General features: G+C 69.5%; 17 protein-coding genes and 1 pseudogene. 7 read left to right on the top strand and 11 right to left on the bottom strand.

All coding sequences use genetic code 11. From position 1 onward, the window contains the following. The first annotated feature begins 201 nt into the window (after window positions 1–201). Window positions 202–1185: an alpha/beta fold hydrolase gene (locus BM417_RS43350; protein WP_093605950.1), complete on the top strand. Its 984-nt coding sequence runs from the start codon at window positions 202–204 to the stop codon at window positions 1183–1185. Here the strand turns inward: BM417_RS43350 and BM417_RS43345 are convergent. Together BM417_RS43345 and BM417_RS43340 are read right to left on the bottom strand one after the other, a co-directional pair. Continuing rightward, window positions 1169–2593 carry an amidohydrolase family protein gene (locus BM417_RS43345; protein WP_093605949.1) on the bottom strand — a complete coding sequence of 475 codons (1425 nt, stop codon included), beginning with the start codon at window positions 2591–2593 and terminating at the stop codon, window positions 1169–1171. The two genes, BM417_RS43350 and BM417_RS43345, sit on opposite strands and share 17 nt — an antisense overlap. A gap of 75 nt (window positions 2594–2668) precedes the next feature. Next, window positions 2669–3616, bottom strand: a complete 948-nt coding sequence (locus BM417_RS43340) for a sugar ABC transporter substrate-binding protein (RefSeq protein WP_143139070.1) — start codon at window positions 3614–3616, stop codon at window positions 2669–2671. Window positions 3617–3857: 241 nt separating this feature from the next. Here BM417_RS43340 and BM417_RS43335 point away from each other — a divergent pair, with 241 nt between their 5' ends. Continuing rightward, the gene (locus BM417_RS43335) at window positions 3858–5822 is read left to right on the top strand and encodes a putative bifunctional diguanylate cyclase/phosphodiesterase (protein WP_093605947.1); all 1965 of its coding nucleotides are present in this window, start codon (window positions 3858–3860) and stop codon (window positions 5820–5822) included. A gap of 146 nt (window positions 5823–5968) precedes the next feature. On the opposite strand, the gene BM417_RS43330 is transcribed toward BM417_RS43335, so the two are convergent. From BM417_RS43330 to BM417_RS43315, 4 genes are all read right to left on the bottom strand, one after another. After that, on the bottom strand, window positions 5969–7303 hold the full coding sequence (locus BM417_RS43330) for a M28 family peptidase (protein WP_093605946.1): 1335 nt from the start codon (window positions 7301–7303) through the stop codon (window positions 5969–5971). Between the two features lie 54 nt (window positions 7304–7357). Next, the gene (locus BM417_RS43325) at window positions 7358–8377 is read right to left on the bottom strand and encodes a YbaB/EbfC family nucleoid-associated protein (protein WP_093605945.1); all 1020 of its coding nucleotides are present in this window, start codon (window positions 8375–8377) and stop codon (window positions 7358–7360) included. A 129-nt stretch (window positions 8378–8506) separates the two neighbouring features. Then, window positions 8507–9802, bottom strand: coding sequence for a PepSY-associated TM helix domain-containing protein (locus BM417_RS43320; RefSeq protein WP_093605944.1), 1296 nt, complete (start codon window positions 9800–9802; stop codon window positions 8507–8509). A gap of 63 nt (window positions 9803–9865) precedes the next feature. Next, window positions 9866–10378 (bottom strand): hypothetical protein, encoded by a 513-nt coding sequence (locus tag BM417_RS43315; protein ID WP_093605943.1) that lies wholly within the window; start codon window positions 10376–10378, stop codon window positions 9866–9868. 73 nt (window positions 10379–10451) lie between these two features. Here BM417_RS43315 and BM417_RS43310 point away from each other — a divergent pair, with 73 nt between their 5' ends. Next, on the top strand, window positions 10452–10844 hold the full coding sequence (locus BM417_RS43310; RefSeq protein ID WP_218164747.1) for a GNAT family N-acetyltransferase: 393 nt from the start codon (window positions 10452–10454) through the stop codon (window positions 10842–10844). Here BM417_RS43310 and BM417_RS43305 read toward each other — a convergent pair. Together BM417_RS43305 and BM417_RS43300 are read right to left on the bottom strand one after the other, a co-directional pair. Then, entirely contained in the window at window positions 10841–11149 is a 309-nt protein-coding gene (locus BM417_RS43305; RefSeq protein WP_089919765.1) for a hypothetical protein, read from the bottom strand. The two genes, BM417_RS43310 and BM417_RS43305, sit on opposite strands and share 4 nt — an antisense overlap. A 15-nt stretch (window positions 11150–11164) precedes the next feature. Continuing rightward, on the bottom strand, window positions 11165–11737 hold the full coding sequence (locus BM417_RS43300) for a PadR family transcriptional regulator (RefSeq protein WP_093605941.1): 573 nt from the start codon (window positions 11735–11737) through the stop codon (window positions 11165–11167). Between the two features lie 56 nt (window positions 11738–11793). Between BM417_RS43300 and BM417_RS43295 the strand changes: the two genes are divergently transcribed. Continuing rightward, a complete protein-coding gene (locus BM417_RS43295) occupies window positions 11794–12189 on the top strand; it encodes a nuclear transport factor 2 family protein (RefSeq protein WP_093605940.1) in 396 nt (131 codons plus the stop codon). Here BM417_RS43295 and BM417_RS43290 read toward each other — a convergent pair. The 3 genes from BM417_RS43290 to BM417_RS43280 are packed head-to-tail and all read right to left on the bottom strand — an operon-like array spanning window position 12169 to window position 15193. Beyond that, a complete protein-coding gene (locus BM417_RS43290) occupies window positions 12169–13908 on the bottom strand; it encodes a hypothetical protein (protein WP_143139069.1) in 1740 nt (579 codons plus the stop codon). The two genes, BM417_RS43295 and BM417_RS43290, sit on opposite strands and share 21 nt — an antisense overlap. A 60-nt stretch (window positions 13909–13968) precedes the next feature. Further along, window positions 13969–14691 (bottom strand): class I SAM-dependent DNA methyltransferase, encoded by a 723-nt coding sequence (locus BM417_RS43285; RefSeq protein WP_093605938.1) that lies wholly within the window; start codon window positions 14689–14691, stop codon window positions 13969–13971. Between the two features lie 31 nt (window positions 14692–14722). Next, window positions 14723–15193 carry a nucleotidyltransferase domain-containing protein gene (locus BM417_RS43280; protein WP_093605937.1) on the bottom strand — a complete coding sequence of 157 codons (471 nt, stop codon included), beginning with the start codon at window positions 15191–15193 and terminating at the stop codon, window positions 14723–14725. Between the two features lie 202 nt (window positions 15194–15395). On the opposite strand from BM417_RS43280, the gene add reads away from it, so the two are divergent. The 3 genes and pseudogenes from add to BM417_RS43265 form a co-directional block, all read left to right on the top strand. Then, window positions 15396–16394: an adenosine deaminase gene (gene add, locus BM417_RS43275; protein WP_093605936.1), complete on the top strand. Its 999-nt coding sequence runs from the start codon at window positions 15396–15398 to the stop codon at window positions 16392–16394. 103 nt (window positions 16395–16497) lie between these two features. Further along, on the top strand, window positions 16498–17349 hold the full coding sequence (locus BM417_RS43270; RefSeq protein ID WP_177320942.1) for an SGNH/GDSL hydrolase family protein: 852 nt from the start codon (window positions 16498–16500) through the stop codon (window positions 17347–17349). Between the two features lie 49 nt (window positions 17350–17398). After that, window positions 17399–17650, top strand: a pseudogene (locus tag BM417_RS43265) (helix-turn-helix domain-containing protein); the annotation flags it as partial.

Here is a 17650-nt window from a genome sequence, read left to right as displayed (position 1 = left end):
GCCTGGCTGACTGCGAGCCCCGGCAGGCCCTGGCGACGGACTCCGGCACCGTGCCTGGCTGACTGCGAGTTCCGGCAGCCCTGATGACGTACTCCGGCACCGCGCCTGGCTGACCGCGAGCCCCGGCAGCCCTGATGACGTACTCGGACACCGTCACCTGACGCTCGCGAGCCCCCGCCTGACGCCCCTACCGTCGACGTCATGATCAGCAGGCGACAGTTCTCCCAGGCAGTGGCCGTGGCCGGCCTCGCGGCACCCCTGGTCACCGCGACCGCGCACGCCTCCCAGCCGTCCTGGGGCCCGATCAGGCAGGTCAGGGCCGGCCTGCTCGACATCGGCTACGCGGAGATGGGCCCGGCGGACGGCCCGGTCACGATCCTGCTGCACGGCTGGCCGTACGACATCCACAGCTACGTCGACGTGGCGCCGGCCCTGGCCGCGCAGGGCCACCGCGTCCTCATCCCGTACCTGCGCGGCTACGGCCCCACCCGGTTCCTGCACGCGCGCACGACCCGCAACGGCCAGCAGTCGGCGTTGGGCGCGGACGTCATCGCGTTCATGGACGCCCTGAAGATCCGCAAGGCGACTGTGGCCGGGTTCGACTGGGGCGCGCGGACGGCGTGCGTCGTCGCGGCGTTGTGGCCGGAACGGGTCAAGGCGCTCGTCTCGGTCAGCGGCTACCTGGTCGTCAACCTCCAGCAGAACCAGGAGCCGCTGTCCCCGCAGGCCGAGCTCGGCTGGTGGTACCAGTACTACTTCGCGACCGAACGCGGCGTGAAGGGCTACGAGCAGAACTCCTACGAGTTCAACAAGCTCATCTGGAAGATCGCCTCGCCGCAGTGGAACTTCGACGAGGCCACCTACGCCCAGAGCGCCACGGCGTGGAAGAACCCCGACCACGTGGCGATCGTCATCCACAACTACCGCTGGCGGCTGCAGCTCGCGCAGGGCGAGCACCGCTACGACGGGCTCGAGCGCAAGCTGCAGGCCAGGCCGGTGATCGGCGTGCCGGCGATCACGATCGCCAGCGACTTCGACGGATCCAACAAGGACGGCATGGCGTACCGCAAGCAGTTCAGCGGCCGCTACGAGCACCGGATCCTCGACGGCATCGGGCACAACGTGCCGCAGGAGGCCCCCGCGGCGTTCACGAAAGCGGTCCTCGACATCAGCTCGGCGGAGTGAGGATCCCACCGGCGGACGTGCGGATGCGCAACGAGGAAGTCCGCGCGTCCCGCACGATCCGGTCGACGTCGTAGGCCACCAACCGGCCGCCGCGCTTGATGATCCGGCCGTCCGAGAACACCGTGTCAACGTTGGCAGCGGTCGCCGCCTGCACCAGCGTCGTCTCGAACAACCCGCCCGGCGCGAGGTTGATGTCGTTGGCACGCACCAGGATCACGTCCGCGCGCTTGCCGGCGGTGATCGACCCGGTGACGTCCCCGAGTCCCAGCGCGCGGGCGCCGTTCAGGGTCGCCATCTCCAGCACGTCCCGGAACCCGACCTCGGGCAGACCGGCGGAAGGCGTGCCGGCCCAGGGAATCCCGGTGTTCCAGACGAGCCTCATCGCCTCGAACATGTCCGACGGCGCGATCGACGTGGCGTCCGAGGACAGCGACACCGGCACCCCGGCCCTGCGGAACCGCAGCAACGTGTCCCGTGGATCGCCCGCGCTGCCCAGCCGGAACTCCGAATGCGGCGACCACGACAGCGGTGTCCCGGTTCGCACCATGATCTCCATGTCGCTGTCCAGGGCCGTGACGTAGTGGCACAGCAACGTCTTGGGGCCGAGCCAGCCCCGGCGTTCGTAGTCCGCCGCGTCCACGGTCCGCGGCGGTGACTGCCCGGCGTGGATCGCGACCGGCAGGCCACGTGCCAGCACGGCGTCCATGTCCGCGAAGAACGCCGGCTCGGTGCTCTGCGACAACCCGCGCACGCAGACGCCCAGGTGCACCAGCCCGTCGAACGCCGTGCCGCCCGCGAAGTACTGCTGCCGCACGCGATCCACGTCGGTCATGTCCATCGGCAGGTCGCGCGGCATCTGGTCGACGTGGCCGTAGGAGAATCGGGCGCGCAGCAGACCGTCGCGGTGAGCCCGCAGCTCGGCGTCGGCGTGCGCGGGGGAGCGGGTGTTGTTGGACCAGTTGTGCACGGTGGTCACGCCCGCGTTCGCCAGTTCCGCGAGCCCGAGCAGGACGCTGCGGTAGACGTCCTTCGCCTCGTACAGCGTGGAAGTCGCCCGTTTCGCCGCGAAGTACGGGAAGCCGTCGGCCACGAAGTTCCGGCCCAGCGCGCTCCACATGTGGTGGTGGGTGTTGACGAAGCCGGGCAGGACGATCATGCCGGTCGCGTCGACGATCTTCGCGCCCCGCGCGTCCAGGTCCGGTCCGACGCCGAGGATCCTGCCGTCGTCGATCAGGACGTCCGCGCGGGGCAGCACCCCGAGCGCCTTGTCGACGGTGACGACGGCGCCGTCGCGGATCAGGTACCGCCCGCGCCGCGTGTCCGCGGAGCCGGCGCTCGCCACGCCACCGGCAGCCGACACGGCCAGTGCCGCGCCCAGGGATTTCGTGAGTGTCCTTCGGTTGATCATGCGGCCTCCAATGAAGGGAGAGCCGACATGCTCGCCGACCGTCAGAGGCCTGTCACGGGAGTTGCGCCGCCCGGCTCATCGGGTCTGGTCGAGTGGACGCATGTGCTTGTCCGGCGCGGTGGTCAGGTCGTCGATCTGCGGCCGTGCGGCGTCCAGGCGGTTCTTCTCGCTCGACTGGCGGCGGATGATCTCGTCCACGTTGGACGCCTGCACGAGCAGTCCGGGCGCGACGAGCCAGCCTTCCGGCAGAACCCTGCCCTCAGCGGCGTGCTTCGCCAGCAGCCACCCGCCCACCGCGCCCTTGAGGAAGTGCTCGGCCGACACCGACGCGAACAGGTGCCCGTCTTTGACGCCCTGCAACGCCTTCGGATCCAGGCTGAACGCCGCGGCCAGCCACTTCGCGTTCTTCGCGGCGTGCACGGTGGCGAGGTTGATCGCGTCCACGTCACCCGCGCCCAGCAACGCGACGGCGTCGGAGTTGGCGTCGGCGAGCCGGTGCCAGGTCGCGAGGTTCGCCGGCTGGTCGCGCCCGGTGTCGAGCGGGCCGATGACCTGCACCTTCGGCAACCGTTCCGCGAGCCGTTCGCGCAGGCCCAAGGCCCGCAGGTCGAGCGCGGGCATCGCGGGGGAGTTGCTGCCGATGACGATCTTGCCCGCGCTGTCCGGCGGCAACCGCTCCGCCGTCGCGTCGGCGAGCAAGCGGCCGAGTTCGTAGTTGTCGTTCTCGATCATCAGTTTCGCCCCGCTGCCCGGCGCGACCTGGCCTCCCGCGACCGCGATCAGAGGAATTCCCTTGCCGATCACCTCTGCCATCGGCTCGGCCACCAGTTCCGGTGCCACCGCGGACACCCCGATGCCGCTCTTGGCCCGCGTCGCCAGGTCGCGCAGCAGTGCGGCCTGCTTGAGGCCGTCGTGCGTGTCCGGTCCGGTCGTCTCGGTCCTGACCCCGCCGGCGATGGTCGCGCCCGCCCGGAAACCCTCGCTCATCTCCCTGGAGAAGTCGCGGCTGGTGTTCTGGGACACGAATCCGATCGTGGGCGGGTCATCGGACGTCTGCTCGCCGCCACATCCGCCCACCCCTGCCGTCAGGAGTAAAACAGCAGGTAGAGCGATGCGGACGAAGCGAACCACGGGAACGTCCTGTCAGTCGGCCGGTAGAAGGCGAGAAGGCTAGTGCACGGCGGCACGAGGTGTCGGCTTGCGTGCGATCCTTTGGCTGCGTACCAATAGCACCTTCGCAAGGACGCGACGTGAGGCTTTGTAGATGCTGTCCAACTGGGTCGAGACTCGCACGACCGTGCAGACGACCGTCGTCAGCCTGACGATCGGTCTCGCCACGTTGGCGGGCCTCGCGCTGTGGACGAACCTCAGCATGCAGCGGGCCGCCACGCACCTGCACGGACTGAACGAGGTCAGCGACCGCTGGGGTCTGGTCGTCCAGAACGTGGACGTCGCCGATCACGCCCTCACCGACTACGTCCGGTCCGGCACGCCGGTGATGAGCCAGCCCGTCGCGACCGCCGCCGGTGCCGCCGACGAGAGCTTGCGCTGGCTGCGCGACAACGGCGCACCGGCCGACGTCCGCGCCGCCACCATCGTGGGCGACCTCTACGGCGACTACAGCGGGCTGCTGCGAGAGACGCTGGCGGCCGACGATCGCGGTGACAACGCGGCCGCGTTGCAGAAGGCGTACCAGGCCGAGCTGACGCTGGCGTCGTTGCGCAAGCAGCTCTCCACGGTCGTGCAGCTCAAGCGCCTGGAGACGACCGACTACCTGCGCGCCGCGGAACTGCGGAACAGCAACCTCCGCATCGCCGCCCTCGTCGCGTTCATCATCGACCTGGGACTGGTGGGGCTGTGCGGCATCGTGCTGCTCGGCCACCGTCGCAAGATCCTCCGCCAGGCCGCCAGGAGCGAGCACGAGGCGATGCACGACGCGTTGACCGGTCTGGCCAACCGCACGCTGCTGACCCAGCGCACCGCGCAGGCGATCCGCCGCAGCAACCAGACCGGCGACCCGCTCGGCCTGTTCCTGATCGACCTCAACCGCTTCAAGCCGATCAACGACACCCTCGGCCACGCGTTCGGCGACAAGCTGCTGCAACTGGTCGCCAACCGGCTGACCGGCGCCGTCCGCGACGTCGACACCGTGGCCAGGCTGGGCGGCGACGAGTTCGCGGTCCTGCTGCCGTCGGTCAGCACGTCCGACAACGCCCTGATCGTCGCCGAACGAGTGCACCGCGCGCTGGACGAAGCCGTTGACCTGGACGGACTTTCGGTCGACGTCGGGTGCAGCATCGGCGTCGCGCTGTACCCGACCGACTCCGCCGACGCGCACGAACTGCTCAAGCACGCGGACATCGCCATGTACGCGGCCAAGCGCGGACGCCTCGGCACGTCGGTCTACGAGCCGGGCCTCGACGAGCACCACGCCGCCCAGCTCACGGTGATCAGCGACCTGCGCCGCGCCCTCGACCAGTGCGAACTCGTCCTGCACTACCAGCCGAAAGCCGACCTTCGCACCGGCGAGGTCTGCGGCGCCGAGGTCCTGTGCCGCTGGCAGCACCCGACCCACGGCCTGCTGGGACCGGACAGGTTCATCCCGGCCGCCGAGGAGACCGGCCTGATCGAACCGCTCACGCAGTACGTGCTCGACCACGCGCTGGCCCAGTGCCAGGCCTGGCACCTCACCGGCTGGGACGTCCCGATCTCGGTCAACGTGGGCGCGCAGTGCCTGCACGACATGACGTTCCCCGAGCAGGTCGCCGCCGCGCTGAAACACCACGGCCTCGACGCCGCCGTGCTCACGCTGGAGATCACCGAAAGCGCGATCATCGCCGACCCGCACCGCGCGACCGACGTGCTGACGCGCCTGCGGGAACTGGGCGTGCGGCTGTCCATCGACGACTTCGGCACCGGCTACTCCTCCATCGCCTACCTGCGCACGATGCCGGTGCACGAGATGAAGATCGACCGCTCGTTCACCACGAACATGCGCACCGACGCGTCCAGCGGCGCGATCACCCGCTCGTTGCTGGGCCTCGCGCACAACCTGGAACTGGAGGTCGTGGCCGAGGGCGTCGAGGACGAGGAGACGTGGTCCGTCCTCGCCGCCCTGGGCTGCGACATCGTGCAGGGGTACTGCCTGAGCAAACCGCTGCCCGCGGACGAGTTCGCCACGTGGCTGCGGGATCGGACGCTCGCCGAACTGGTCGTTACCGCAGACTAGTGGCGCGACCTGAAACATCGGCGGTGAATTCACGCTCAGCAGGACGCCTCGCGGCACCGCCCCCACGTCCCCATACGGTCCAGTATGAGGACGTGGGGGCGGCACCACGATGCGTCCGTCTGACCGCGAATTCGCGCGGCGACGTTTCAGGCCGCGCCACTAGCCAGCTTGTAGGCCGCCGCCCCGATCAGCTCCAGCGACACCTGAAGCCGTTCCAGGCTGATGTTGTCGCGGATCGTGTCCTCCGGCGTGTGGTAGATCGGTTCCAGCTGCGCCGGCCCGCCCTCGCCACGCCAGCTGAAGTTCGCCGACGCCAGACCCTTCTCGTGGAACGGCACGTGGTCGCTCGACCCGCGCGCCACCGGTCCGTGCACCCGCGGGTCGTAGCCGAGCCTTTGTGCCGCAGCACGAACGTTGGCCGTCGTCGCGTTGTCGGCGCCGTCCACGGACAGCAACCAGTACGCCGTGGCCGGGTCGTGGCTGGTGGCGACCATGTCGTTCTGGAACACGCCCTTGATCCGCGCGAGCTCCTCGGGCGGCAGCTGCGAGACGTAGTGCCGCGATCCGAGCAGTCCCTGCTCCTCCGAACCCCACAGCGCGAACCGCAGTGCCTTGTTCGTTGGCAGGTAACGCAGAACGCGCGCCAGCTCCAGACACAGCACCGTGCCGCTGCCGTCGTCGTTGGCGCCCGGCGAGCCCGGCACGGAGTCGTAGTGCGCGGTGACCATCACGACCCCGTTGTCACGCCACGGGAACGTCGCCGGTCGGTCCGCGATCACGTTGTACGACGTGAGGTTCGGGTGGTGCACGGTGCTGATCGTCAGCTCACCGGAACCCTGGGCGCGCAGCTTCTCGGTGTGCACCTGGGCGAGGCCGATCACCGGCACCGTGACGTTGCGATCGAGCGTGGGGGAGAAGGCGCTGGACTTGCCGGCCGTCGCGGAGACGCGGCCGAGGATCACCGCCACCGCGCCGCGTTCGATCGCCGCGTGCGTGGGCGCGGATCCGGCGGGAGCGTTGACGTAGAACGCGATCTTGCCGGTCAGATCCGGCAACTGGCCGTCGACGACCTCGACGAACGGGGCCTTGACCGTGACGCCGAGGGTGCCGAAGCGGGAGGCGCCCGCCTGCCACCTGCCGTTGACGTCGGCGAGGTACTTGTCCGGCACGGTGAACGGCTGCGTCGTCACCTGGTACCGCAACGCCCTGAGCTCGCGGACGAGGTAGTCGCGCGCCCGGTGCTCCGACGCGGTGCCGCCGATGCGCGGCCCGATCTTGTCGCTCAGCACCTTGAGGTGTTCGAGTGCGTTGCGTGCCCGAACCCTTGCCACGACGGGGAAATCGCCGAGATTGAGGTCCGGCACGTGCGAGGCGCCCGGCCGTTGCCCGGTGGCCGCGAGCGCGCTCGCGGGATTGGCCACCACAGCGGCCACCCCGGCCGCCGCCGCGAAGAAGTCACGTCTGCGCAAGTCGTCCCCCATCTCCCGAAGTTCCCAGGCCGAACGTAGGCAGGGGGACGGGGGCGGGACAAGCGACTAGTGGCTGGCTTTCACCATGTGGTCGTCGGAGTGCTCGATGACCAGGTCCTGCACCTGTTTGCGCGCGTCCGCCCGCGCCTTCTGCACGCACGCCATCAGCTGCGCCGCGAGCACTTCCGGTTCGAGCTCGCGGACCTCGGGGCTCAGCATGATGCCCGTCGTGACGCCGTTCGAGTCGACCGTCACGCTGATGCCGCCGCGGGTGGCCTGCCCGCTGACCGAAGCGAGCAGCCCGACCAGGTCGAGGTAGCGGCGCTGCTCGCGTTCGGCGGTGGCGTCGCGGCGCTCCTCCCACCACGTGATCCGCCTGCGCAGCAACGCCTGCGCGGTCGCCGGATCGGACACGGGAACCGTCCACGAGCCGGACGCGGTGTGCAGCGCGATCGCGTTCGCATGCGCTGTCACGCGGAGGATGCGGGCGAACGAGACCCCGGCGTCGACCCGGGAACCGCGCCGCGTGGTCCAGTCGACGCGGTCGGTGCCGATCATCACGCGCGTGCCGTCGGCGACCAGCACGAGCGGGAACGCGGTCGAGCCGAGTTCGAGGACCGGGGCCGAGAGCAGTGAGCGGTGGGCCATCCGGGCGAGCGCGCTGGCGGAACCCGCGCCGAGCACTCCGGCCGCGCACAACGCCTTCACCGCGAGCGCCGCGCCGGGACTGAGCCGCAACGCGATGCCCGAGCCCGGCAGCACGCCGAGCACGAGCTGCGCCGACGTCATCAGGGTGGTGGCGGGCAGCCACGAGTGCGGGTCGCTCAACCCGTTGCGCCGCAACCAGGTCAGCAACGCCCACGCGCACGCCGCCGCGGCGACGGCCGGAATCGCCGACCACCACGGCATGATCCGCTGCCCGGCGGAGGTCATCCCGGCGAGCACTATGCAGACGATTCCGATGGCGACCGGCAGGACGCCGGCGGAGAGCAGGAGCAACGTCCTCGCGCGGCGCCATCGCGCGGCGAGCGCGTGCACGACCTGAGGATCGTTGATCAAAGGGATGGCGTGGGGAATGAGCGTCATGGGCGCACCCCTCGTCAGCTCTCCGCCGCCACCCTCTGTGACGTGCGGGCCGACCAGACTTCCCGGCTCACCTGACCGTTAATATGCCGTAAATGTCCTGATCAGGCAAGCCGTGTCCATTGTGGACGGTCAGGAGGTCGTCGTTTTCGCCCGCCTTCCGAGCAGAACGTCGACGGCCAGGAAGGCCACCAGGCTGATCCCGAGCAACGGCACGAACCAGCCGACGAGCAGCGTCGCGAGACCGAGTCCGACCAACGCTCCGGGCGGGGCCTTGCGCCACTGGCCGCGCGGCGTCGGACGGCCGAAGCCGCTGGTGGGCCTGCGCTTCCACCACATGCGGTAGCCGAGTACGACCGACGCGACCAGTCCGCCGCCGACGAGCAACAGCAGGAGCTGGTTGGGCCACCCGAACAACACGCCCATGTGTGCGTCGATGCCCCACCTCGTCAGCTTCGCGCCCAGCGGGAAGTCGGCGAACTTGAGCGAGCCGACCACCTCGCCGCCGTGGACCGCGACGGCGTCACCCTGGCTGGGCAGGCCCTTCTCGATCTCGGCCACCTTCCAGGCGCCACCGGACTCCGCGGGCAGGCTCACCTCGACCGCCTTCGCGTCGATGCCCGACAGCTTCGCGACGCCGAGGACGGTGTCGATCTCGCTGTGACCGCCGGCGGACGAGCTGCTCGAACCGTGGTCGCCGTGGCTTTCGCCGGCTCCGGGCATCGTCAACTTCGGCGTGGACCAGCCGACGGCGGTGCGCAGCATGGCGACGTTCTCACCGGCGTACGCCGACCACGTGAGACCTGTGGCGGACAGGAACAACGCGCCGGCGAGCACCCAGACGCCGATCAGTCCGTGCGTCTTGATGCGCTTGCTGTTGCGTGCCCGGGAGATCCACAGAACCAGTCCGCCCAATGCGACGACCCACAGCCAGGAGGCCGCGAGTTCGCTGTAGAGGCGGCCGGGTTCGCCGAGCATCAGGTTGCGGTGCAACTGATCGAGCGTCGTGCGCAGGGGCAGCACACCGCTCGACCCGTAGACGACGAGATCACCGGTGACGCGTCCGGTGCCCGGATCGACGAAGACCGCCCGTCGTTCGGACTCGCCCAGACCCTTCTCGGAGAACAGGACCCTCGTGGTGGCACCGGGTTCCGGAGCGGGCCGGACCGCGACGAGCGAGCCCTGGGGCGAGGTCGCGAGCGCGGCGTCGACCTGCTTGGACAGCGGAAGTTGTTGCGAGGAGGCGGGAACGCGGAGCTGATCGGAGTAGACCCACGACTCCAGCTGTGGTGTCAGGGCGTAGAGCACGCCGGTCAGCGCGGCGATGAGGATGAACGGGCCGACGAGCACGCCGGCGTAGAAGTGCAGGCGCAGGAAGAGTCCCCGCCACGCGAACGATGTGCGTGACGGAGCGGCTGTGGTGGTCATGGCGCTCCTGGATGGGCGTGAACAGGGGCAGGACCGCTCGAGGAGCGGCCCTGTGAAGGGACTTCAGACCTGTTCAGCCGGAGGACCGCGCCACGACAGCACGTCCAGGAAGACGATCGAGGTCGGCGCGAGCGAGGGCGTGGCGACGACCAGGGGAGCGGTGGCGGGCAGGACGGCGAGCCTGCGGGGCAGTGCCGCCGCGACCGCACGGGCCAGCGTGAGGATCGAGCGTTCGGCCGCGGCGAGCACGACGACGGTCAGCACCGTGGCCACGACGTGCGAGGCGATCATGCGCGACGGCTCGGCCTCGTGCGCGTGCCGGAACGCGGCGAGCGACACCAGGACGTGCATCGCGAGCTGCCCGCCGCCGATCAGCAGGAGCAGCCGCTGCCAGGTCAGCTCGTGCCGGGCGAACCCGGTCGTCGCCCACGTCAGCAGCGCGACCAGCGAGAAGAGCAGCCCGGCGTCCGGTAGCTGACCGTCTGCGCTGGAGTGCGCGAGAACCGCGAGCGTGCCGTTGACGATGCCGACGGCAGCACAGCGCGCACGGCGCAGCGGAGCAGTCGGCAGGGTCACGACCAGCAGCTTAGCTGCCGAATTGGTCGAAACCACCCCTACGCAAGATGGGAGAACTTGGTTCAATGCGCTGGTGATTTCGTACAGCACCGATCTCAGCGGCCTGACCGAGGCCGATCTCGCCGGGTTCTTCGTGGGCTGGCCCACACCGCCGTCGCCCGCGCAGCACCTCGCCGTGCTGCGCGGGAGCTACCGCGTGGTGATCGCGCGCTCGCAGGACGAGGTCGCCGGCTTCGTGAACATGATCAGCGACGGCGTGCTGACGGCGTTCATCCCGTGGCTGGAGGTGCGGCCTTCGTTTCAGGGCCAGGGCATCGGCACCGAGCTGATGCGGCGGATCGTGGCCGAGGCCGCGCACCTGTACTCGGTGGACCTCACGTGCGACGACTCACTGCGTCCGTACTACGAACGCCTCGGCATGTCCGCGCTGACCGGCATGGGCCTGCGCAACCGCTCCGTGCTCTAGATCCCTTCGAGATCCAGGGTCTGCTGGTGCGGGCCGCCGGTGAACGAGCTGGTGAGCAGGCCCGCACTTCGGCACCGCCCGCACGTCACCGGTGACGTCGTCGCCTTGAACCGGGTGAAGTCCCAGCTGCCCGTGCCGACGTGGCAGCCGGGACCGGGCACCTCCAGCCCGAGCCAGCCCTGCAACCGCACGGCGTGCACGACGTCGGATCCGTCGAGGTAGCCGTTGAGCCGCCCCGCGAACCGGTTGCGCGCCTCTGCCGCGGGCGCACTGAGTGCCTCCTGCAAGACCGAAATGCCGTTCATGAATACGATTCAACCTCACGTGGACGCGTCGAGCCGTGCACCACGCCGCTCCAGCACGGTGAGGCTCCGGGCACACCACCGCACGTTGTCCCGCTCGAACGACAAGCCGCGCAACAAGGTCAGGTACGGCCCGACCCGTTCCGCGGTGGCGAGGAACTCCTCTTCGTCCATCCCGTCGAGCAACTTGGCCCTCAGTCGTTCGTAGCGCGAGATCTTCGCCTCGGCCCACTGCCTGCGTTCCCGGATCGAGGCTTTCACCGCCTCGACGTCACCGGAGTCCGCCGCCAGCACCGCGACGAGCAGCTCGTCCCGGATCGCGGTGGGCTTGTGCTGCGCGGCCGTGAACCTCGTCAGCTCTTCGCGCCCTAGTGACGTCAGCGAGAACAGGCGCTTGTTCGGCCGGCGTTCCTGCTCGACCGTCCTCGCCGTGATCAGCCCGTCGGTCTCCATCCGGTCCAGCTCCCGGTAGAGCTGCTGCGGCGTGCAGATCCAGAAGTTCGCCACGGCGGCGTCGAACGCCTTGGCCAGGTCGTAGCCGGACGACTCCCCGTCGAGCAGGGCGGCCATGACGGCATTGCGCAGCGACATACTCCCAGGTTACGGTGCATCGACCTAGTCAACAAGTTGAGTATGTGAGGGTTCACGTGAACGCATTCCGCAAGGCGGTCGAGGCACGCGACACCGAGGCGATGGCGGCGTGCCTGGCCGACAACGTCGTGTTCACCAGCCCTGTCGCGTTCGCGCCGTACCCCGGCAAGCCGATCACCGCCGCGATCCTGCGCGGAGTGATGCGGGTGTTCGAGAACTTCCGCTACGAGCGCGTGATCGTCGACGGTCCGAACCACGCGCTGGTGTTCCGGACCGAGGTCGGCGGCAAGGAGATCCAGGGCTGCGACTTCCTGCACCTGAACGAGGACGGCCTGATCGACGAGTTCACCGTCATGGTGCGCCCGCTGTCCGGCGCCCAGGCCCTGTCCGAGGCGATGGCGGCGCAGTTCGACCAGATCAAGGCCGAGGCCCTAGAAGCGTTCAACTCCTAACGCGGTCAGCGCCAGATCGAGGTTGCTCAGCCCCTGGAGGTTGCGCCCGGTCTGCGCGGCCAGCTCGACGATCGCCACGTTGCGCTGGTCGTCGGCCGACATCTTCCTGAGCGCCGCGTCGTCGCGGATCCCGGTCTCCCGCAGGAACACCATGACCGCGCCGACGCCGGCCAGTTCCGGGTCGCTGTAGGCCTGGTAGTCCTTCTGGTTGCTCAGCGAGGCCATCACGACGATCAACGTGTTCCGCATGTCGTCGCGGGACATCGTGTTGAGCTGGTGCTGGCTGCGGAACCTGCCCGCCAGCAGCACTCCCCTGCCGTAGAACGGTGTCGAACCCGGCCGCCTGCCGCGGGTGGCGAGGTCGCTGCCCAGCGCGATCTGGGCCAGCTGCAGGTTCGTGAAGCCCTGCAACGCCTGCCCGGCACCGGTCTGCGCGCCGAGCTCTACGATCATCACGTTGCGCTGGTCGTCCGCCGTCATCGTCTTGAGCGCCGCGTCGTCGCGCAGTCCGTTGCGGCGCAGGAAGACCATCACGGCGCCCATGCCGGCCAGGATGTCGTTGTCGTAGCGCTGGTAGTCGCTCTGCTTGCTCAGCGACGCCATCACGACGATCAGCGTGTTGCGCATGTCCTCACGGGACATGGTGTTGAGCTGGCGTTGCGTGCGGAACCCGCCTGCCAGCAGCACTCCCCGGATCGGGAACGAGACCACCGAGCCCGCGCGCACCTCCACGTCGACGAAGTCCTCGCCCACAGTGGTGCGGCGCAGCGAGAAGTCACCGGCGGAACAGGCCCAGTCGGTGAGCGACAGGTCGGCCACACCGTCGTACCGCACCAGACCGTCGGGGTTGAGCGAGTGCACGACCAGTCCTTCGACCCCGATCGCCTGGTCGTAGGTCCCGGTCGTCGCCCTGCGCAGCTCCACGAGGAACGTCCGCCCGTCGCGTCGCTGGGACGGCACGGCGATCAGCACGGGTTTGCCCGAGCCCGGTGACCGGTAGTCGGGCTTGTACAGCCGCGCCTTCGCCGGCAGGTCGCGGACGTGCACCACCGACGAGCTGTCGCGGAACCGCGGGTCCCGGTACAGGTGCGCACCCGGCACCAGCGGCCCGACGATGCGGTTGGCGGGCACGCCCACGTACGGCCCCTGCATGTTCGGGCCGCCTTCGGGCAGCTTCGGCGTCGAGCCGCGCACCCAGCTCTGCGGGCCTGGTGCCGTCGGGCCGTAGCCGCGGGCGCTCATCGCGGAGTACGGCGAGGCGTACTCCCTTCCCAGGGCGTCGAACTCGTGCTGGAGCCCGTAGCCGTGGCCGAGCTCCTGGCACGCCGCGTCGAACGGCGTGATCGAGTCGACCACGGTCACCCGGATCCGTTTCGTGCCACCGGGAACCGGCACGTCCACCTCGCCGCCGCCCCACCAGCCGGTCGGCTTCGCGAGCCAGATCAGCAGGACGTCGGTGTGCGCCCAGTCGACCTGCGTGGCGGCCTTCACCACGGCCTCGTGCAGGCTGGCACGCTTGGCGTCGTCGGACACCGGAACCGGGTTGGGGATCTCGACGGGGTCGTACACCTGGCTGCTCACGTCGAAGAGCCCGCGGGTGGACCGCCACCAGAAGTCACCCAGGCCGTGGTCGATGCCCGGCCGCATCCAGTTCTCGAACTGCTCGCGCGACCAGACGCTGTCCGTGGCCGTGTACCGCACCGGAACGACTGCGATCATCGTCGCCTCCTCTGTGCCGCCTGAGTGGACACAGAGGAACTCGGTCACCGGCCAAGAACGTTACGCGGCCCGTTCGTACACGCTCACGTGCCGCCTGCTGTCTGCGACGAACGGCTCGCCGTTCCAGCCGCCGCGCCGCTCGCGCAGCCGCAGTCCCGCGATGCGCGCCATGAGATCGAACTCGGAAGGGTAGGCCTGCCGGGTCTTGATCGGGCCGAACCGGATTCCGTCCGCGCTGATGCGCACGTGGTTCTCGTCGAGGATCTGGGTCGAAGGGTCGAAGCGGTTGACGTCGAGCCGGACGTGGTCGACCTCCACGGCCTCCACGTCGATGAACTGGTGCCGCGGCCGCGCCACCCAGCTCGGCAGGCCGCACTCGACCACGAACACGCCGTCCGGGGTGAGGTGGCGCGCCGCGTTCTCGAAGCAGCGGACCTGGTCGTCCTGGGTGAGCAGGTTCGTGATCGTGTTGTAGACCAGGTACACCAGGTCGTACGTGCGGCCGGTGCCGGTCTGGGACATGTCCCCCATGGTCACGGGGATGTCGTCGCCGCCGGGTTTCTCCCGCATGCGCGCGACCATGTGCGGCGACAGCTCGATGCCGTCGACCGCGACGCCGGCCTGAGCCAGCGGCAATGCGATACGGCCGGTGCCGACCGCGAACTCCAGGGCGGACTTGCCGAACGCGGCGAGGAAGCGGACGGTGTCGTCCTCGTCGCCGCGCGGTGAGTTGTCGTAGTTCTGGGCAGTCTCGGGACCGAAACTCGGATTGAATCCCTTCACCCGTCCCACGCTAGCCACGCCGCCAACCGGTTTATCGCTCCCAAGAGCGCAGCAGGGCCAGATCGTGCAGGTCCCGCTCGCGCGGCTCGTAACCCTGGTGGAAGAACAGCTGCTGCTCGGCCGACAGACACGGCACGGTCGTTCCGAGGATCGTGCCCGTGACGAAGCACTTCGCCGGGTAGCGGAAAGGCTCGCCGGGCGTCGGCGAGGACTGCTCGGCGCTGCCGTCCTCGTTGTAGCGCAACGGGTGCAGGTCGATCTCGCGGTCGCCGGGGTCCGTGACCACGAACCGCACCGGGCGCCACGACAAGGTTTCCACGAACCCGATTGCCGCCAGCGCGTCGAGGATCCGCGGTTCCTGCTCCTCGCGGTGCATGAGGTCGAGGTCGCCGTGCGGCCGAGTCTGCCTGCCCACCAGCGCGTCGATGCCCCAGCCGCCGCCCACGCGGACGTCGAAGCCGTCGAGCGCCGCCAAGATGTCGAGCACGTCCTCGCCGGTCACGCCTCCACCGTAATGATCAGGAAGGCGGCCGCGCACCCGAATTTCGCTGCACGGGTGCCTCCGCGGCTGCTACGTTGAAGATCGTGCCGGACTTCAAGCTGCCGCTCTACGGCGCTGACACCGAACGTGGCGACCTCGCTCCCTGAGCCGCCCTGTTCCTCCGCCACCCTTCTCACCTTTGTCCTGCACAGGGAGCTTTGCCATGCGTTCGTTCATCCACGCGTTGCCCAAGGTCGAGTTGCACGTCCACCTCGTCGGATCGGCCGGCGTCGGCACCGTCCTGGAACTCGCCCGGCGCCACCCGGAGGCCGGTGTGCCGACGGATCGCGCCGAACTGGAGCGCTTCTACACGTTCCGGGACTTCGACCACTTCCTGAAGGTCTACTGGGCGGTCCAGTCGATGCTGAAGGGCCGCGCCGACATCCACACCCTCGTCGTCGGCCTGGCGCGCGAACTGGCCCGGCAGAACGTCCGGTACGCCGAGGTCACCGTCACGCCGCACAACCACATCACGGACGGCATGGCCGGCGACGAACTCCTCGCGGGCCTCGCGTCCGGCCGTGCGGAAGCGGCGGCGCTGGGCGTCGATCTGGCCTGGTGCTTCGACATCCCGGGTGAGAAGGGCCTGGTGGCCGCACGGGAGACGCTCACGTTCGCGCTGTCCGAACGCCCTGACGGCCTGGTCTCCTTCGGCCTGGCCGGACCCGAGGCGGGCATCGGCCGCGCCCAGTTCGCGCCTTTCTTCGACGCGGCGAGGGACGCCGGCCTGCACAGCGTGCCGCACGCGGGGGAGACCACCGGCCCGGAGACCATCTGGTCCGCGGTGCGGGACCTGCGAGCCGAACGGATCGGCCACGGCACGAGCTGCGTCGAGGACCCGGCGTTGGTGGAACACCTCGTGCTGAAGGGAATCCCGCTGGAGGTGTGCCCGACGTCCAACGTCCGCACGCAACAGGTCGCGTCGATCGAGACGCATCCCGTGCGGCAGATGCTCGACGCGGGCGTGGTGGTCACGCTGAACACCGACGACCCGCCGTTCTTCGGTGCCACGCTGGAAGGCGAGTACCTGGCGGTGGCCGCCGCGCTCGATCTCACGCCCGCGCAGGTGGCGAGGTTGGCGGAGAACGCCGTGCTGGCCTCGTTCCTGCCCGGCAGCCGCAAGACGGCGTTGCTGGAGGAGATCGCGGACGTCGTGGCGTGATTCGGCCACCGCATCTCGTTTGGCGGCATCCGACACGGTGGTTCGGGCACTATTGCGGGGCAATGACATCTACATCGGGGGTCCGGTGAAAAGAACCATTGTTGTGCTCACGGCCGTTCTGGCTGCCCTGGGGATCGCTCCCACGGCCAACGCGGCCTACTCCACCTCGCTCGTGGTGCTCGGCGACTCGTACGCCTCCGGCACCGGCGCGGGGTCCTATCAGGACGGAACCACCGGAAACTGCTGGCGCAGCGCCAACTCCTACGGTGAGCAGGTGGCCGCCCGGCTGCGCGCGGCGGGCAGGCTCGGCTCGTTCGCGAACGTGAGCTGCAGCGGCGCCGCCACGGCGGACTTCTCCCGTCCCTTCAAGGACCGTCCGGCCCAGCTGGACGCCCTGAAGCGCGACACGAACCTGGTGCTGCTCACCGTCGGTACCAACGACATCGACTACGCGACGTACGGCGGCATCTGCATCCAGGCCGACTGCACGGGCGCGCCGACCGAGGCGATCCTGGCCAGGCTGCCGCAGATGGGCAGCAACGTGACCGCCCTGCTCGCCGAGATCGACAAGCGCAGCCCGTACGCGCGAGTCGTCGTCGTGGGCTACGGCCGTCAGGTGTCCACTTCGGACAACCCGCCCGGCGCCACGCTCGACCCGATCTGCGGCGAGGGCATCCTCACCACCGCGGAACGCGGCCAGGGCAACCAGGTGGCCGACGGCATCGACGCCACCCTGCGCTCCGCCGTGACCAAGGCGACCTACAAGGGCGTCAACGCCACGTTCGCCAGCCCGTTCTCCCGCCCCGGCACTTTCGAGGGCCACGCGCTGTGCGAGTCGGGCACCCCGTTCCTGCGCGGGTTCGACGCGCTGGCACCGGGCCAGGAGGGGCCGGAGGCCGTGTTCCACCCGAACCAGCAGGGTCAGACCGCCCTGGCCTCGCTCGTCCGGATCTAGTAGTGTGTCGCTGCTTAGTTTTGATGCATGTGGCTGGGAGGCTGTTGTCATGGCCTCCCAGTTGAAACGGCCGGTCACGTTGTCGGCGCGGGATCGTGAAGAACTGCTCCGGCTGACCACCACGGGCGTGCACTCGGCGTCGGCGATCCGGCGGGCGCGGGTGCTGCTCGCGCTGGATACCTCGGTGGGTGAGCCTGATCCGAAGGAAGTGATCGCGGCCCGGCTCGGGGTCTCGGGTGAGATGCTGCGGCTGGTCGCCAGGCGGTTTGCCGAGACCGGCGGCGACATTCAGGCCACGATC

It is taken from the genome of Lentzea waywayandensis (genome assembly GCF_900115955.1).
GTDB classification, from domain to species: Bacteria; Actinomycetota; Actinomycetes; order Mycobacteriales; family Pseudonocardiaceae; genus Lentzea; species Lentzea waywayandensis.
This window is presented reverse-complemented; position numbering and strand designations above follow the sequence as displayed.

What these genes read in the sequence shown, in the direction of transcription:
- BM417_RS43300 (WP_093605941.1), bottom strand. Translation starts at nt 11,737, where the DNA reads ATGTCGCTGCGCAATGCCGTCATGGCCGCCCTGCTCGACGGGGAGTCG.
- BM417_RS43305 (WP_089919765.1), bottom strand. Translation starts at nt 11,149, where the DNA reads ATGAACGGCATTTCGGTCTTGCAGGAGGCACTCAGTGCGCCCGCGGCA.
- BM417_RS43325 (WP_093605945.1), bottom strand. Translation starts at nt 8,377, where the DNA reads ATGACGCTCATTCCCCACGCCATCCCTTTGATCAACGATCCTCAGGTC.
- BM417_RS43335 (WP_093605947.1), top strand. Translation starts at nt 3,858, where the DNA reads ATGCTGTCCAACTGGGTCGAGACTCGCACGACCGTGCAGACGACCGTC.
- add (WP_093605936.1), top strand. Translation starts at nt 15,396, where the DNA reads ATGCGTTCGTTCATCCACGCGTTGCCCAAGGTCGAGTTGCACGTCCAC.
- BM417_RS43345 (WP_093605949.1), bottom strand. Translation starts at nt 2,593, where the DNA reads ATGATCAACCGAAGGACACTCACGAAATCCCTGGGCGCGGCACTGGCC.
- BM417_RS43320 (WP_093605944.1), bottom strand. Translation starts at nt 9,802, where the DNA reads ATGACCACCACAGCCGCTCCGTCACGCACATCGTTCGCGTGGCGGGGA.
- BM417_RS43330 (WP_093605946.1), bottom strand. Translation starts at nt 7,303, where the DNA reads ATGGGGGACGACTTGCGCAGACGTGACTTCTTCGCGGCGGCGGCCGGG.
- BM417_RS43290 (WP_143139069.1), bottom strand. Translation starts at nt 13,908, where the DNA reads ATGATCGCAGTCGTTCCGGTGCGGTACACGGCCACGGACAGCGTCTGG.
- BM417_RS43350 (WP_093605950.1), top strand. Translation starts at nt 202, where the DNA reads ATGATCAGCAGGCGACAGTTCTCCCAGGCAGTGGCCGTGGCCGGCCTC.